The 16,046-nt window shown below is 41.0% G+C and carries 14 protein-coding genes and 1 riboswitch; of the genes, 11 read left to right on the top strand and 3 right to left on the bottom strand.

Features of this window, described 5'->3' with window-relative positions:
• Nucleotides 1-64: 64 nt before the first annotated feature.
• The 11 genes from B4B65_RS20560 (at nucleotide 65) to B4B65_RS20515 (ending at nucleotide 13,119) form a co-directional block, all read left to right on the top strand.
• Entirely contained in the window at nucleotides 65-1,903 is a 1,839-nt protein-coding gene (locus B4B65_RS20560) for a UbiD family decarboxylase (protein ID WP_293918456.1), read from the top strand.
• A 35-nt stretch (nucleotides 1,904-1,938) separates the two neighbouring features.
• Nucleotides 1,939-3,285, top strand: coding sequence for a sigma-54-dependent transcriptional regulator (locus B4B65_RS20555; RefSeq protein ID WP_293918454.1), 1,347 nt, complete (start codon nucleotides 1,939-1,941; stop codon nucleotides 3,283-3,285).
• Between the two features lie 303 nt (nucleotides 3,286-3,588).
• A complete protein-coding gene (locus B4B65_RS20550; protein ID WP_201678254.1) occupies nucleotides 3,589-3,951 on the top strand; it encodes a DUF7674 family protein in 363 nt (120 codons plus the stop codon).
• A gap of 251 nt (nucleotides 3,952-4,202) precedes the next feature.
• On the top strand, nucleotides 4,203-4,535 hold the full coding sequence (locus B4B65_RS20545) for a DUF7674 family protein (RefSeq protein ID WP_293918451.1): 333 nt from the start codon (nucleotides 4,203-4,205) through the stop codon (nucleotides 4,533-4,535).
• A gap of 1 nt (nucleotide 4,536) precedes the next feature.
• Nucleotides 4,537-4,614, top strand: coding sequence for a potassium-transporting ATPase subunit F (locus tag B4B65_RS21725; protein WP_409590533.1), 78 nt, complete (start codon nucleotides 4,537-4,539; stop codon nucleotides 4,612-4,614).
• A gap of 59 nt (nucleotides 4,615-4,673) precedes the next feature.
• The gene (gene kdpA, locus B4B65_RS20540; protein WP_293918449.1) at nucleotides 4,674-6,362 is read left to right on the top strand and encodes a potassium-transporting ATPase subunit KdpA; all 1,689 of its coding nucleotides are present in this window, start codon (nucleotides 4,674-4,676) and stop codon (nucleotides 6,360-6,362) included.
• Between the two features lie 72 nt (nucleotides 6,363-6,434).
• Entirely contained in the window at nucleotides 6,435-8,447 is a 2,013-nt protein-coding gene (kdpB, locus tag B4B65_RS20535) for a potassium-transporting ATPase subunit KdpB (RefSeq protein ID WP_293918447.1), read from the top strand.
• Between the two features lie 54 nt (nucleotides 8,448-8,501).
• Nucleotides 8,502-9,068, top strand: a complete 567-nt coding sequence (locus tag B4B65_RS20530; protein WP_293918445.1) for a K(+)-transporting ATPase subunit C — start codon at nucleotides 8,502-8,504, stop codon at nucleotides 9,066-9,068.
• A gap of 31 nt (nucleotides 9,069-9,099) precedes the next feature.
• On the top strand, nucleotides 9,100-10,200 hold the full coding sequence (locus B4B65_RS20525) for a porin (RefSeq protein WP_293918443.1): 1,101 nt from the start codon (nucleotides 9,100-9,102) through the stop codon (nucleotides 10,198-10,200).
• A gap of 34 nt (nucleotides 10,201-10,234) precedes the next feature.
• A complete protein-coding gene (locus tag B4B65_RS20520; protein ID WP_201678261.1) occupies nucleotides 10,235-11,359 on the top strand; it encodes a sensor protein KdpD in 1,125 nt (374 codons plus the stop codon).
• Nucleotides 11,360-11,394: 35 nt separating this feature from the next.
• Nucleotides 11,395-13,119: a HAMP domain-containing sensor histidine kinase gene (locus B4B65_RS20515; protein ID WP_293918440.1), complete on the top strand. Its 1,725-nt coding sequence runs from the start codon at nucleotides 11,395-11,397 to the stop codon at nucleotides 13,117-13,119.
• 14 nt (nucleotides 13,120-13,133) lie between these two features.
• Here the strand turns inward: B4B65_RS20515 and B4B65_RS20510 are convergent, their stop codons facing one another.
• From B4B65_RS20510 to B4B65_RS20500, 3 genes are all read right to left on the bottom strand, one after another.
• A complete protein-coding gene (locus B4B65_RS20510) occupies nucleotides 13,134-14,441 on the bottom strand; it encodes a voltage-gated chloride channel family protein (RefSeq protein WP_293918438.1) in 1,308 nt (435 codons plus the stop codon).
• A gap of 29 nt (nucleotides 14,442-14,470) precedes the next feature.
• Nucleotides 14,471-14,538: riboswitch (Fluoride riboswitch) on the bottom strand.
• 300 nt (nucleotides 14,539-14,838) lie between these two features.
• On the bottom strand, nucleotides 14,839-15,120 hold the full coding sequence (locus B4B65_RS20505; protein ID WP_201678264.1) for a GNAT family N-acetyltransferase: 282 nt from the start codon (nucleotides 15,118-15,120) through the stop codon (nucleotides 14,839-14,841).
• Between the two features lie 133 nt (nucleotides 15,121-15,253).
• On the bottom strand, nucleotides 15,254-15,850 hold the full coding sequence (locus B4B65_RS20500; RefSeq protein WP_293918436.1) for a Crp/Fnr family transcriptional regulator: 597 nt from the start codon (nucleotides 15,848-15,850) through the stop codon (nucleotides 15,254-15,256).
• Nucleotides 15,851-16,046 lie beyond the last annotated feature (196 nt).

The raw sequence follows: 16,046 nt of genomic DNA, 5'->3' as shown, positions 1-16,046 counted from the left end.
CTGTCAAAATAAGCCTTTACTTGGTATATTCTGTTATTTTTGTAATCTTCAAGATACGACAGTTATGGGATATAAAAGTTTAGCGGAATGCGTGCTGGATCTGGAAAGAAATGGCCACCTGATACGAATAAAAGAAGAAGTTGATCCTCATCTGGAGATGGCAGCTATACACATGCGTGTGTTTGACAAGGAAGGGCCGGCTTTATTTTTTGAACGTATTAAGGGTTCTGAATTTCCTGCCGTTTCCAATCTTTTCGGTACGCTGGAGCGTTCAAAATTTATGTTTCGGGATTCTTTGGATCATCTGAAAAAACTTGTGGATGTCAAAATGAATCCTGCTGCTGTACTTAAAAATCCTTTTCAATATGTAGGATCTTCCATGACCGCTCTGGGCGCTCTGCCGTGGAAACGAAAGAGCGGAGCTCCGATTCTGTATGGTAAAACGCAGATCAGCAAATTGCCACAAATTGTAAACTGGCCAATGGATGGAGGTGCATTCGTCACGATGCCTCAGGTATATACCGAAGATGTAAGCAAACCTGGTATTATGAATGCTAATCTGGGCATGTATCGCATACAATTATCCGGTAATGAGTATGTACCGAACCGGGAGATTGGATTGCATTATCAGTTGCACAGAGGAATAGGAGTACATCAGACTAAGGCAAATGAACTTGGGATACCTTTGAAAGTGAGTATTTTTGTTGGCGGACCTCCGTCTCACCCGTTATCTGCTGTCATGCCACTACCCGAAGGCTTGTCTGAAATGATCTTTGCAGGTGCCCTGGGTAACAGAAGATTTAGATACTTCTATGATGAGGAAGGTTTTTGTATTTCTGCAGATGCAGACTTTGTGATCACCGGAACTGTATATCCTAATGAAAATAAACCGGAAGGTCCGTTTGGGGATCACATCGGTTATTATAGTCTTACACACCCTTTTCCGTTGATGCGGGTACACAATGTGTACCACAAAAAAGATCCGATATGGTCGTTTACTGTGGTAGGGCGACCTCCTCAGGAAGATACAAGTTTCGGAGCTTTAATACATGAAATCACAGGTTCTGCAATTCCGCAGGAAATCAATGGATTACATGCGGTGAATGCGGTTGATCCGGCAGGGGTGCATCCTTTGTTGTTCGCCATTGGTTCAGAACGGTATACTCCTTACCAACAAGTGGATCGTCCCCAGGAAATCCTTACTATTGCTAATCAGATCCTGGGAAAGAATCAATTGAGTCTTGCTAAATATCTTTTTATTTCTGCTTATGAAGATAATCCTAAACTGGATATCCATAATATCCCGCAGTTTTTCAGACATATATTAGAGCGTATAGATCTGACACGTGATATTCATTTTCAGACAAATACGACAATTGATACCCTGGATTATTCCGGAGACGGACTGAATGCCGGATCTAAAGTGGTATTTGCTGCTGCAGGAACACAGAAAAGAACGCTGGCAACGGAGCTCCCGGCCGGATTTGAGCTGGCAAGACCTTTTCAACATGCACGTATGGCGATACCGGGAGTACTGATGGTCGAAGGCAGTGCATTTACGAATTATGAACAGGAACAGTCCGTCATTGAAGAATGGTGTAATCAGGTGGCTCATCTGGATTGGACTGGAATACCAATGATCGTATTGACAGATGATGCCGGCTTTGCAGCAGAGACCGTCAATAACTTTGTATGGGTGACTTTCACAAGAAGTAATCCTGCCTATGATATTTACGGTATCCGGAGTTTTACCAGATTTAAACATTGGGGATGTGAAGGTCCGTTTATTATTGATGCACGCAGTAAACCTCATCATGCTCCTGCACTGATCAAAGATGAAGCAGTCGAGCGCAGAGTCGATGTATTGGGTGAAAAGGGAGGGTCGCTGTACGGAATTATTTAAATTAGGGATATCAGGAAATTTATATTTATAGAACTGTGAAACGAGTACTGTTAATCGATGATGAGCATAAACTACGGACCCTTCTTGCCCGCATAATAGGTCTTGAAGGTGAAGGCTACGAGGTGACGGAAGCGGATAGTCTCAAGGCAGCACTCAGGCAATTGAATAAATCGGATTATGATGTGGTGCTTTGTGATGTCAAATTGCCGGATGGGGATGGCGTAAGTTTTATTCCGCAAATCAAAACACTGCAGCCTTTTGCAGAGGTAATTCTGCTAACGGCCTATGGTAATATTCCGGATGGTGTGAAAGCTATCAAAAACGGTGCATTTGATTATATTACCAAAGGGGATGATAATCACCGGATCATTCCGTTGCTGAATAAGGCATATGATAAGGCTTCTCTGGCAAAACGTGTCCATCAACTGGAGCTTAAGATTGAGAAAAAGTATTCTTTTGAAAGTATTATCGGCAAGTCAAAAGCTGTTTTACAGGCTGTGGCTTTAGGAAAGAAAGTCGCTCCTATGGACACGACGGTTTTACTGCTGGGGGAGACCGGTACGGGAAAGGAAGTCTTTGCGCAGGCCATCCATTATGAAAGCAACCGGAAGAGCAAGCCTTTTGTGGCTATTAACTGTTCTGCATTCGGAAGAGAAATTCTGGAAAGTGAGCTGTTTGGTCACAGAGAAGGAGCCTTTACCGGAGCCAGTAAAGATAAAAAGGGTTTATTTGAAGAAGCAAATACCGGTACTATATTTCTGGACGAAATAGGAGAGATGTCAATAGATTTACAGGCTAAGTTATTGCGTGTGCTGGAGTCTGGTGAATTTCTTAAAGTCGGGGATACGAAAGCTACACGTGTGGATGTACGCATATTGGCTGCTACTAACCGCAATCTGGAAGAAGAGATAGCAAAAGAGCATTTCCGAAGTGATCTTTACTATCGGTTATCCGTATTTACGATCACATTGCCTCCTTTGAGGGAGCGACAAGAGGATGTTGAATTACTGGCGCAGTATTACATGCAGATATATGCCCTTAAAGCAAATCTTAGTTCAGTGACATGTACACCGGATTACTTAAATGCGCTTAAAAACTATTCCTGGAAAGGGAATATCAGAGAATTGAAAAATATTATCGAACGGAGTGTGATCGTATCCGATGGAAATGTACTGGATATGACATGTCTGCCAGATGAATTTAATAGAATAGACAGAGAATCGCAGTATCAATCGCCTTTCTCTATGGCATTGGCGGAGAAGGCACATATCCAAAAGGTATTACTCCATACACAGGGAAATAAAGCTGAAGCTGCCCGTTTAATGGGAATCGGCATTGCCACGCTCTACCGTAAAATAGAGGAATATAAGATGAGTATATAAATGAAAGCAGCGGATCTGTTCCGGAATATAGTATACTATTTATGAAATATCTTTTGGGGTATCAGATACTGACAGATTTACTAAGACAATAACAGAAGATCAGCATACTTCCTGTACAGGAATAAATAAATTAACCCTTCCATTTTAATAATGAGCCTATCAAAATGATAGGCTTTTTTTATGTTTAAAATTTCTAAAAACTATTGTTTTAATTGATTTTCAGATAGTTGTATTTTTTATAATTCAAATGGTCTTTCTTTTGGCATAAGGGATTCCAAATCAGATAATATAAATTTTATACCGATGAAAATTATTCACAAATCAGATCTGCTTCCCCTTATTTCGGCCGAGATCCCGGAAGTCAGTGAGGAAGTTAACAGGCTTAGTTCAAGGGAGAATATCGCAGGTGCTATTCAGATCGTAGTCACTTTTATGAAAGATATGCTTCAGCACCATAATCTGCCTCGGGTACGCTGGAGTATGATGTTTATGGGATGGCTTTACGGAAGAAGCGATGCCGCAGTGAAAGAGATCATCGAAAATCTCTTTGTACGATCATTCAACGGAATGAAACGTATCTGTCATCCGCAAGAATGGCAATCCGTTGAGACTAAGATTCCTTATTCATTACGTTCCGTTTATATCCGTCAACTTTCATCATTATAATTATGAAATCCACATGTACTTATCAGGATAAGAGAAAGATTGTCGGCAGATGGAGCAAGGTCAAACCGTTCCGTTTGTTGATCTACCTTTTTGTCTACGTGATCCTGATCGGTTCATCTTTCAGATTTATGTATCAATATCTACACTTATCCATGCTTACAGTCTTATTAATTATAGCAGGCATTATATGTTTTGCGCTGTTCTATAAATCCATCCATTTTTTTGATAAAATCTAATTATTCATTCGCGATATGGAAACTAAAGTTATTAAAACAATCCGTGAATGGCTTCCTCAGGTCATTCATGAGCAGATCAGCGATGATTATACCGCTTTGCAATCACTGGCAGGTTATTTTTTACAGCACATTCAGGGTGATGAAGAACAGCAAGCTATGGCCATTGAAGCCGCTCAGATTGTCAATATTCTATATCTGAACGGAAAATTGCACGATAAAAATGCTATTGAAAATGAGTTTCTATGCATTATAGCAAATGAGGAAACTCCAAAAAGTCTAAAGAAACATCTGACATTTTTTCCAAAAGAATTGAGACAGGTGTATTTGAAAACAATAATTGAAAATTAACATGACCGCATTATTTATTATCTCTATTCTGGTGTTTGTATATATCTGTTATGTGTTACTCAAACCGGAAAAATTTTAAGTCATCTATTTACGGTGTGTATATCTTATACGCCGCAACAAATAATCTAAAACAATAATATGAACACAGAAATTTTAGGTATAGTCTTTATGTTTGTCCTGACGGTCATTCTGGCTATACCTCTTGGAAAATATATCGCTAAAGTTTTCGGAAATGAAAAAACATGGCTTGATCCTGTTTTCAATCCGCTGGAGAGATTAATATTCCGTACCAGCGGTATTGATCAGCATCAGGAAATGAACTGGAAACAGCATATGGCTGCATTGCTGACCATTAATATGCTTTGGTTTTTGATGGGTATGGTTATCCTTATGACACAGCAGTGGCTACCTTTAAATCCGGATAACAATCCCAATATGTCAGCACATCTGGCTTTTAATACGACTATTTCTTTTGTCGTTAACTGTAATCTCCAACATTATTCGGGAGAGACCGGTGTAAGTTATCTGAGTCAATTTTGGCTGATGTTTCTGCAATTTGTAAGCTCTGGTACAGGCATGGCTGCGGGGGTTATTCTTTTCAAGGCATTCCGCGAAAAGAGAAGTGATACACTTGGCAATTTCTACAACTTTTTTGTTAAATCCTGTACGCGTATTTTACTTCCGTTATCTATTGTTGTAGCCTTGATTCTTGTCTTTAACGGTACACCGATGACATTCAACGGAAAGGATAGTATGACCACGCTGGAGGGAAAGACAGTAGAAGTGTCTACGGGTCCGGCTGCGGGTTTTATTGCTATCAAACACGTAGGAACTAACGGAGGTGGTTTTTTTGGAGTCAATTCTAATCATCCGTTTGAAAATCCGAATTATCTGACCAATATCACGGAGATGTTTGCGCAGATGATCATTCCATTGGCTATGATCTTTGCCTTTGGTTATTTTATAAGACGGAAAAAACTCTCCTGGATGATTTTCGGAGTTATGACTGTAGGATTCTTACTGCTGGTCATTCCGAATATTATCCTGGAAGCAAAAGGTAACCCTGCAGTAAGCGGGATGGGTATTGATATTTCATCGGGCAATACAGAAGGAAAGGAAATGCGGTTTGGCGCGATTGCCTCAGGTTACTGGAGTATTGCGACCACTGTGATCTCTACCGGATCTATCAATGCTATGCATGACAGTACTATGCCCCTCAGCGGTATGAATGAGTTGTTGGCTATGATGATTAATGCGTTCTATGGCGGAAATGGAGTGGGCCTGCTGAACTTTTTTATTTTTATTATTCTGGGTGTGTTTATCAGTGGTCTGATGGTCGGAAGGACTCCGGAATTCCTGGGAAAGAAAATCGAAGCCCGTGAAATGAAGATCGCTATGATCATCGCACTTTTGCATCCCTTCCTGATCCTGGTGGGAACAGCTCTGGCAAGTGCATTCCCGGAGTATGGAATGGCCACATTGAACAATCCTGGTTTTCATGGATTCAGTGAAATGCTCTATGAATATACGTCTTCTGCTGCAAATAACGGTAGTGGATTTGAAGGATTGGGGGACAATACGTTGTGGTGGAATGTCAGTACCGGATTTGTCTTGATTCTGAGTCGTTTCCTGCCCATTATAGGCCCTGTGGCCATTGCAGGTTTGCTGGCTGCTAAAAATTACATTCCTGAGGGATCGGGAACATTAAAAACAGATACCCCAACATTCGGACTCATGGTTTTTGCTGTAATCATTATTGTCGCAGCACTTGCTTTCTTTCCGGCATTGACACTTGGTCCTATCGCCGAACATTTTTCACTTAACTAAGCCGCAATACAGAACAGTCGTATAAGAGATTACTCTTTTGCTTTAAGGCTCATTTATAATATAAATAACAATATGAACTCAACTAATAAATCTTTGTTCCAAAAAGATCTGATAAAAGAAGCCTTTGCTCAATCTTTTGTCAAGTTAAATCCTAAGCTTATGTTTCGGAATCCGGTGATGTTCACTGTAGAAGTAGGTACACTGGTGATGCTTGTCGTCACCCTCTGGACGCTGAGTGGAGACCGTTCACAGGGTAGTTTTGGATATAATGCAACAGTGTTTGTGGTTTTATTTTTCACGCTTTTGTTTGCCAATTTTGCGGAAGCTATTGCTGAAGCAAGAGGAAAAGCGCAGGCTGACAGTCTTCGCAAAACCCGTGAAGAGACTCCTGCGAAACTAGAGAATGGAACTACAGTTTCTTCTTCTTCACTGAAAAAAGGTGATATTTTCATTTGCGAGGCTGGAGATGTAATTCCGACCGACGGGGAAATTATCGAAGGACTGGCGACTATTGATGAGAGTGCCATCACCGGAGAATCTGCTCCTGTGATCCGGGAAGCTGGAGGTGATAAAAGCTCTGTTACCGGTGGAACCAAAGTCCTGTCGGATCGTATTAAAGTGAAGGTGACAACACAACCCGGGGAAAGTTTTCTGGATAAAATGATCGCTCTGGTAGAAGGTGCAAGTCGCCAAAAGACACCCAATGAAATTGCGCTGACGATATTGCTTGCCGGATTTACGCTGGTATTTATTATTGTAACCGTGACATTGAAACCTTTTGCAGATTATGCAAATGTATCTATCACTATAGCTTCTTTCATTGCACTGTTTGTATGCCTTATTCCCACTACTATCGGAGGACTATTATCTGCTATCGGTATTGCGGGAATGGATAGAGCACTTCGTGCAAATGTCATCACCAAATCGGGAAAGGCGGTAGAGACAGCCGGAGACATTGATGTTCTGTTATTGGACAAAACAGGGACTATTACGATCGGTAACCGCAAAGCAACCCGATTTTATGCAGCAGATGGAATAGAAGAGAAACAACTTATCCGGGCTGCAGTTCTCAGCTCTATGGCGGATGATACACCTGAAGGAAAATCTATTCTTGAACTGGCTAATCCGGATCCGTTGACACTGCAGATAAAAGAACCACATTATATCAATTTTACAGCTGAAACCCGTACTTCGGGTGTAGATTTTACAGATACACGTATTCGCAAGGGATCTACCGATGCGATCCGCAATATTGTGCTGAAAGCTGGCCATACCTTTCCTCAGGAGATTGAAGAGCGGGTTACGCAGATCTCTGGTAACGGCGGAACACCACTTGTCGTTTCGCAAAATGAAAAAGTGATGGGTGTGATAGAATTGCAGGATATCATAAAGCCGGGTATACAGGAACGTTTTGAGCGGTTGAGGAAGATGGGCATAAAGACGGTAATGGTTACCGGTGATAATCCGCTTACGGCAAAGTTCATTGCAGAGAAGGCCGGGGTGGATGATTTTATAGCAGAAGCTAAACCTGAGGATAAAATGAATTACATCAAACAGGAACAAGCAGAAGGTCGGTTGGTCGCGATGATGGGAGACGGTACAAACGATGCTCCTGCTTTGGCACAAGCAGATGTCGGTGTAGCGATGAATAGCGGGACGCAGGCCGCAAAGGAAGCCGGAAATATGGTTGATCTGGATAATGATCCCACCAAACTGATTGAGGTTGTGGAGATCGGTAAGCAGCTCCTGATGACGCGTGGTACATTGACAACGTTCTCCATCGCAAACGATGTGGCTAAATATTTTGCGATTATTCCGGCATTGTTTATCACAGCTATTCCGGCCTTGCAAGGACTGAATATAATGCACTTGGGAAGCCCTCAGAGTGCTATTCTGTCTGCCGTGATCTTTAATGCAATCATTATTCCGGTATTGATTCCATTGGCACTCAAAGGAGTGACTTACAAACCTATCGGAGCTTCAGCCTTATTGCGGCGCAATTTGTTTTTGTATGGTTTCGGAGGGGTACTTATTCCTTTTGTGGCGATCAAACTCATAGATGTAGTCGTATCTCTTTTTATATAATATCAGGTTCTATCATCACCATTGTTTCATAATACATTGATAAAGTTAATCATAATGAAAACACATATTCTACCAGCGATTAAGCTGACTTTAGGAACACTTATTCTATTTACAGTCCTTTATCCTGCACTTGTCTGGGCTTTTGCTCAGGTCAGTCCAAACAGGGGTAAGGGTGAGATTGTCCAATACAATGGTCATACTTATTACAGTAATATCGGCCAGTCATTCACAGAAGACCGGTATTTCTGGTCCCGTCCTTCTGCTGTTGATTATAATGCTTCCGGATCAGGAGCCAGCAATAAAGGTCCATCTAATAAAGAATATCTGGAAGCTGTCCAGACACGTATAGAGACATTTATGCAACATAATCCTGGCATCAAAAAATCGGATATCCCGGTAGACCTGGTTACCGCCAGCGGAAGTGGTCTTGATCCGAATATTTCCGTACAGGCCGCTAAAGTACAGATTCAGCGTATAGCTAGAGTCCGAAAGCTGGCGCTATCTGAAGTTGAACAGCTGGTAAATCAACAGATCGAAAAACCTTTATGGGGCTTATTCGGTCCGGAGAAAATCAATGTTCTAAAGCTGAATATAGCCTTAGATCAACGGAGTAAAAAATAACTGTAATAACTGTTCTGACATCGACAAACTTATGAATACAACTTTAAAATTAATTGCTGCGCTGATGGGGATTAGTGCTTTGGGAATACAGCAGATGGCTTGTGCGCAGACCAATGAACAACCAAATCCATTACGTTTCGGAGGATACGCAGAGGTTTATTATACACAGGATTTTAACAGACCGGAGAATCATACCCGACCTGGTTTTTTGTATAGTCACAACCGGTCTGATGAAGTCAATCTGAATCTGGCCTATCTGAAAGCGTCTTACTCTGCGGATCGTGTGCGGTCCAATCTGGCAGTGGCTGCCGGGACTTATATGAGTGCAAACTATGCTGCAGAAAATGATGTTATGAAAAATGTATATGAAGCTAATATCGGCGTGAGGCTTTCTGAAAAACATGACCTTTGGATAGATGCCGGTATAATGCCCTCGCATCTGGGCTTTGAAAGCGCAGCAGGTAAAGATAACTGGGCATTGACAAGAAGTCTGTTTGCCGAGAATTCACCTTATTTTGAAACAGGAGCAAAGATCACTTATACTACCCCGGATGCGCGATGGATGATGAGTGCTCTTGTACTGAACGGATGGCAGCGGATCAGACGGGTAGACGGAAATAACACCGTATCCTTTGGACATCAGCTGACATTCAAACCTACGGAGAGATTGACTTTAAACAGCGGTTCATTTATCGGAAGTGATCAGGCTGACAGTGTACGGCAGATGCGTTATTTTCATAATCTGTATGCGATCTATCAGGTTAGTGATCGATTCGGACTGACTGCAGGATTCGATATTGGTGCGCAGCAGGAGAAGAAAGGATCCGAGGATTATGATGTGTGGTATACGCCTGTTGTGCTGGCGCGGTATGCAGCATCAGAACGGGTCAGCTTGACAGCAAGAGGTGAATATTATCAGGATAAGAAAGGTGTAATCATTGCTTCGGATACCCCACATGGATTTCAGACCTTTGGATATTCTGTCAATATAGATTATCATATCCTGTCTAATGTGATCTGGCGCACGGAGCTCAGAAATCTGAACAGTAAAGATGCTCTTTTTACCGATCGGAATCAGCGTCTGACAGACAATAGCTTTACAGCAACTACTGCTTTAGCTATTAGTTTTTAACATATTTTGCAATAAAGTATATCCACTACCGGACATGGAAAATGAAAGAAAGAATGCAGAACATTTTCTCTCCCTGATCAGGAAATCAAAACAAGGGAAGTTTAAAATCTACATCGGTATGAGTGCCGGTGTAGGTAAGACTTACCGGATGCTGCAGGAAGCACATTCGCTGATGCGAAATGCTATTGATGTAAAGATCGGCTATGTAGAAACACACAACAGGGTGGAAACGGTAGAACAATTAAAAGGGTTGCCAGTCATTGCACGACGTACTTCTTTCTATAAGGGCAAGGAGCTGGAAGAAATGGATGTCCAGGCTGTCATTAATCTCCATCCTGAGGTCGTGATTGTAGACGAACTGGCTCATTCTAATATTGAAGGCAGCAAGAATGAAAAGCGCTGGCAGGATGTATTGGAAATACTGGAGGCCGGCATTAGTGTAATCAGTGCGGTCAATATACAACATATTGAGAGTCTGAATGAGGAAATAAAGACCATAACCGGAATAGAGGTGAGAGAGCGCGTACCCGACCGGATTATTGCCCTGGCAGACGAAGTTGTCAATATTGATCTCACAGCGGAAGATCTGATCGCACGCCTGAAGGAAGGAAAAATCTATCCATCTGATAAGATACAGGCTGCATTGAATAATTTTTTTCAAAGTGACCATATTCTTCAGCTGCGGCAGCTTGCATTAAAAGAAGTTGCGGGACATGTGGTGAGACAGGTAGACCATGTGGTGCATAAAGGGATGATGGTAAGACATGATCGTTTTCTGGCCTGTATTGGGAGTGATGCCAGGAAAGCAAAGAATGTGATCCGAAAGACAGCACGTCTGGCAAGCTATTATGGCGGAGAATGGTATGTCTTGTATGTGCAGACTCCCCGGGAAAGCGTGGATAAAATCGCACTGGATAAACAGCGTTTGTTGATCAATAATTTTAAATTAGCAACTGAATTGGGGGGGCAGGTATTGCAGGTGAAAAGTAAACAAATCCCAAATGCAATTCTGGAGCAGGTGAGTAAAATGAACATTACAACTGTCTGTATAGGTAAGCCGAAGCTGACCTTATTTGGGATTATACTGGCAACAGGAGTGTTCAATGAGTTATTAAAAAAACTGTCATCAGCAGATATTGATTTAATTATTTTATCTTGACATCCGTTTGTCAGGGACTGAAAATATTAACGGATATGAGAACTAAACAAAAACTGACTTTTGGAGTAGGTGTTTTATTTCTTCTGATCGTCTTATTGGCAGGAGTAAGCACCTATTATGTGAATAGTCTGAAGAAAGACACTAAAAATATTCTACTCGCCAATTACAATACACTGGAGTATGGCCGCAACATGTTGCTTGCGCTGGATAAATTGGATTCGGATCCGTTGGCTTTAACTGATTTTGAGAAAAACCTCCGGTTACAGCGGGCTAACGAAACTGAAAAAGGAGAGAAAGAGGCTACGGAACAAATTGTAGTCCATCTGGGTGAATTGAAACAAAATCCACAAACAGCTAACCTGAAGGTCCTGATCCGTGAAGACATAGCAGAAGTCATGCGTTTAAATATGGAAGCTATAGGACGTAAAAGTGATATTGCAAATGAAACAGCAGCTTCAGCTATTGTCTGGATATCCGTGACAGGAGCGCTTTGTTTTTTGATTGCTTTTGTGTTATTTGTGAATTTGCCCGGCAATATTGCCGATCCTATACGCGAACTCACCGGCAGTATAAAGCAGATAGCAGCTCAGAATTACAGTGAACGGGTGCACTTCGAAGGACATAGCGAATTCGGTGAGCTGGCCAGATCTTTTAATACTATGGCACAGAAACTGGAAGAATATTCCAACAGTAATCTGGCCATTATCCTCAAAGAAAAAACAAGAATTGAAACACTTATCAATAATATGCATGATCCTGTCATAGGAATTGATGAACAGAAAAAGATATTATTTGCGAATCATGAGGCCTTAAAGGTCACAGGACTGGAATGGACGGCTATACAAGGCAGACAAATTCAGGATATTGCTGTTAATAATGATCTTGTCAGGCTGTTGATCAGAGATATGATGAGTCCGGAAAAGAGTTCGGCTGAGCCAGTGAAAATAGCTGCTGACGGAAAACAACAATACTTTGAAAAGGAAATCATTGATATAAATGTAGTTCCTACAGGAGAACAGGAGTCCGAGTTGATCGGCTATGTCATTATGCTGAAGAATATTACTCCTTTCAAAGAGCTTGATTTTGCGAAGACTAATTTTATTGCTACTGTTTCACATGAACTGAAAACACCTATATCTTCTATAAAAATGAGCCTTAATATTCTGGCACATGAACGTACCGGCTCCTTGACAGATGAACAGCAGCAATTGCTGGAAAGTATCGGAGATGATAGCGAACGGTTGTTGAAAATTACCTCTGAACTGTTAAATATGTCTCAGGTCGAAACAGGCAATATTCAATTGAATATGCAGGCTAACGACCCTTTAGAGATCTTGAAATATGCGGTGGATACTACACGTATTCCGGCAGAACAGAAAAACCTGTCAATCGTACAGCAGGTGCAGCCAGACCTTCCTTTTATCCTTGTTGATGCAGAAAAAACAGCATGGGTATTAACCAATTTTATCACTAATGCTATTCGCTATTCTTCGGACCATAATGAAGTGATTGTTTCCTTATACAAAGAGCAGGATAGATTAGTGTTTGCTGTACAGGATTTTGGTCGGGGAATTGATCCCCGATATCAGGAACGTATTTTTGAACGTTACTTTCAGATTCCGGGAAGTGCCAAATCGGGAACGGGACTCGGATTGGCTATCAGCAAGGATTTTATAGAAAATCAGGCAGGGAAAATAGGAGTGGAGAGCAAGCCCGGCTTAGGTAGCACATTCTTTTTCTCGTTTCCTGTTGAAAGTTAGTTTACCCGAAAGTATCAGATATCATTAATCCGTTTTCCTGTGAGGGCAGAGAATCTTTTGTTTTTAGGGTCACCTATCATCTGTTTTCCGTAAATACTGGTGTTTCCGGAAAACAGATACGCCAGTATGCAGGCAATGGCTATGTATACTGCTGCCTGAGCACCGAAAAGTTCTATTCCCATGATACTACAGGCCAGTGGCGTATTGGTGGCACCGGAAAATACGGCTACGAATCCCATTCCCGCCAGTAAACCCAGAGGTAGGGGAATAAATAAGGATAATGCACTACCTAGGGTGGCTCCGATAAAGAAGAGTGGAGTAACTTCACCTCCTTTAAATCCAGCCGCTAAGGTAAGGATCGTGAAAGCCATTTTCAATGCAAAATCATAGGGCAATGCTGTTTGTTGAAAAGATGCTTCTATGCCGGGGATACCAAGTCCTATATAAGCAGTAGTGCCGATACACCACACTGCAGTGGCTACGATTATTCCTCCGATAAAAGGCCGTAATGGAGGGTAGCTGATATAAGATTTGAAAAGTTGGGATGTTTTCTTTAATGTACGACTGAATACGGTCGCACATAATCCGAAAAGAACACCAGCCAGTACCGCCAGTATAATATTTACAAATGAAAGATCCGGAACAATATCTATATGGTAATGGGTGTGATGAGCATTCCACGATTTCGTAATAAGATCTGCACAGATCGCAGAAGCAAAGGCAGGAAAAATGGCATTATACCGAAGCCGTCCGATAAGGAAAAATTCCATTCCGAATATTGCTCCGGCAAGAGGAGTACCGAATACGGAACCAAACCCAGCTGCGACGGCCGCAATAATTAATGTTTTACGTTCTTCAGGATTGAGTTTTAATCGTTTGCTGAACTGATCTGCAATAGCACCTGCCATTTGCAGTGCTGTGCCTTCCCTTCCTGCTGATCCTCCGAATAAATGTGTAATAATGGTCCCTAAATAGACAAAAGGTGCCATTTTAAACGGAATAGTTTGCCCAGGTGTATGAATCGTATCAATCAGCAGATTATTACCTGCTTCTACATCTTTTCCCCAACAATAGTACAGCAACCCTACAGACAAGCCACCTACAGGAAGTAGGGCAATAATCCATTTATGCTCCTCCCGAAAATTGGTCACCCACTCCAGTGAAATAAGAAAACCTGCAGAAGCAGATCCTATACATACCCCTAGAATAAGACTGATAAAGACCCATTTAAGAATATAGGGCATTGTAGGGTAATTCCGAAAGAATAACCGGGTGCGGATCTGAGTTTTTTGACGAATGGATTTTGGTTGTTTCGTAAGCATAATTATTCCTGATTAAATAGTTTAACATTTATCAATCAGGCGTCATCAGCTTTCTAAAGCGGTTTGGTTAAGGAAGAACACCATTTCCTTTTTTAATTGTCTGTGCGCAAATCTAAGAACTATCTTTCAGGAAAACAAGATATGTAATTGTTTTTATGGGTGATAAACCGGTTTTGAGTTTACCCGCGAACCTGTCTCCCGATAAATCGGGATCACTCCTTAACAGGGAGAGAAAAAAGGCTTTTCAGGATAGTTTTCTCTCCCTTTTAGAAGATGTCATTACTTCGGCATAATGGGGAATAAAAGACTCTCTCCATTAAAGTTGCTGGTGTAAATTATCTTATTTGTTTTGCGTCAGTTGGCGTCCCCGCCAACTGTTTATCTATAACCGTTGTTATTAAAACAATACGTCTTTGATCTCCGGTGTCTTGTCAAATACCGATTTGGCAAACGGACATAAGGGTAATATCTTGATATGATTGGTGCGTGCAAAATCTACTATTTCCAATACAATCTTCTTCCCTATAGATTGTCCTCTGTACTCGTCATTTACATCTGTATGATCAATAATGATTTTAGTTTCGCCTGCATAGGTATACGTGATCCGTCCTGCTTCGATATTCTGATCCATCATTGAAAAGTATCCCTTTTGTCCTTCCTGTACGTGTTTGATTTCCATTTTTTTATGTTTTATAAGTTACTGATCTGTATTTCAAACCAACTATTGATAACAACCATCAGTTTTTGATTTTGTTTTGTAAGACAAAGCTATGGCTTTAGGAAGAAGCGACCATTGATGCATGATAAGAAAATCATAAAGGTCTGAAATTTCGTGTCGCCAGATCCTTGCGTACACGGCTCAGACTTTCAGGTGTTATCCCAAGATAGGAAGCAATAAGTGTCTGAGGAACGCGAAGGGTCAGGCTAGGATATATCTTTATAAAATCAAGATATCTTTCCTCTGCAGTAGCACTAAGTAATAATGTGATTCTCTTTTGCAGATGACGAATATGGTTGTGCAGGTTCTTATTATTGAATTCCAGAAATGAAGGATTTTCTTTTGATAGTTTTATAATAAACTCTTCCTCTATCAGCATGACTTTACTATCTTCCAGTGCCTGAATGTAATAATGGGATGGAAGACCGAAGTAAACACTTCCTCTGTCTGATACAAACCAATTTTCCGGAGCAAACTGAAGGATGTGCTCTTTGCCTTTTTCATCTATGGAATATTGTTTAAGCAGCCCCTGTTCTACAAAATAGGTATATTTTCCTACCTCACCTTCACGCAGAAGATAATTTCCTTTTTTAACAGCTACAGTCCGGCAATGGGATACCAGTTGTTCGACACTTTCTGTATCTATATCAATGTTAGAAGTCAGGTAGCTTACAAAAGAAAAATTGTTCATGTGTCTATAGATGTTTACACTTTAAACTTAGCTAATTTTTTGAATGTTCACTAATCTTCTGTGAGTTTAGTTAGAAAAATCATTCTTAAATACATGTATATATTTATGTATCAATATAGTGTGGTTAAAAACTAAATTTTAGTTGTTTAAATTAGTTAAACTAAAAATTTATTTTATTTTTTTATATGAATGTTTG

The organism is Sphingobacterium sp. UBA5789, assembly GCF_002418355.1.
GTDB lineage: Bacteria > Bacteroidota > Bacteroidia > Sphingobacteriales > Sphingobacteriaceae > Sphingobacterium.
Note: the sequence above shows the minus strand (reverse complement) of the source record. Positions and strands in the feature narration are given on the sequence as shown.

Bases quoted from the DNA above. Each gene is read 5' to 3' on its own strand.
- B4B65_RS20560 (WP_293918456.1), top strand. From the start codon at position 65: ATGGGATATAAAAGTTTAGCGGAATGCGTGCTGGATCTGGAAAGAAAT.
- B4B65_RS20550 (WP_201678254.1), top strand. From the start codon at position 3,589: ATGAAAATTATTCACAAATCAGATCTGCTTCCCCTTATTTCGGCCGAG.
- B4B65_RS20545 (WP_293918451.1), top strand. From the start codon at position 4,203: ATGGAAACTAAAGTTATTAAAACAATCCGTGAATGGCTTCCTCAGGTC.
- B4B65_RS21725 (WP_409590533.1), top strand. From the start codon at position 4,537: ATGACCGCATTATTTATTATCTCTATTCTGGTGTTTGTATATATCTGT.
- kdpA (WP_293918449.1), top strand. From the start codon at position 4,674: ATGAACACAGAAATTTTAGGTATAGTCTTTATGTTTGTCCTGACGGTC.
- kdpB (WP_293918447.1), top strand. From the start codon at position 6,435: ATGAACTCAACTAATAAATCTTTGTTCCAAAAAGATCTGATAAAAGAA.
- B4B65_RS20530 (WP_293918445.1), top strand. From the start codon at position 8,502: ATGAAAACACATATTCTACCAGCGATTAAGCTGACTTTAGGAACACTT.
- B4B65_RS20525 (WP_293918443.1), top strand. From the start codon at position 9,100: ATGAATACAACTTTAAAATTAATTGCTGCGCTGATGGGGATTAGTGCT.
- B4B65_RS20520 (WP_201678261.1), top strand. From the start codon at position 10,235: ATGGAAAATGAAAGAAAGAATGCAGAACATTTTCTCTCCCTGATCAGG.
- B4B65_RS20515 (WP_293918440.1), top strand. From the start codon at position 11,395: ATGAGAACTAAACAAAAACTGACTTTTGGAGTAGGTGTTTTATTTCTT.
- B4B65_RS20510 (WP_293918438.1), bottom strand. From the start codon at position 14,441: ATGCTTACGAAACAACCAAAATCCATTCGTCAAAAAACTCAGATCCGC.
- B4B65_RS20505 (WP_201678264.1), bottom strand. From the start codon at position 15,120: ATGGAAATCAAACACGTACAGGAAGGACAAAAGGGATACTTTTCAATG.
- B4B65_RS20500 (WP_293918436.1), bottom strand. From the start codon at position 15,850: ATGAACAATTTTTCTTTTGTAAGCTACCTGACTTCTAACATTGATATA.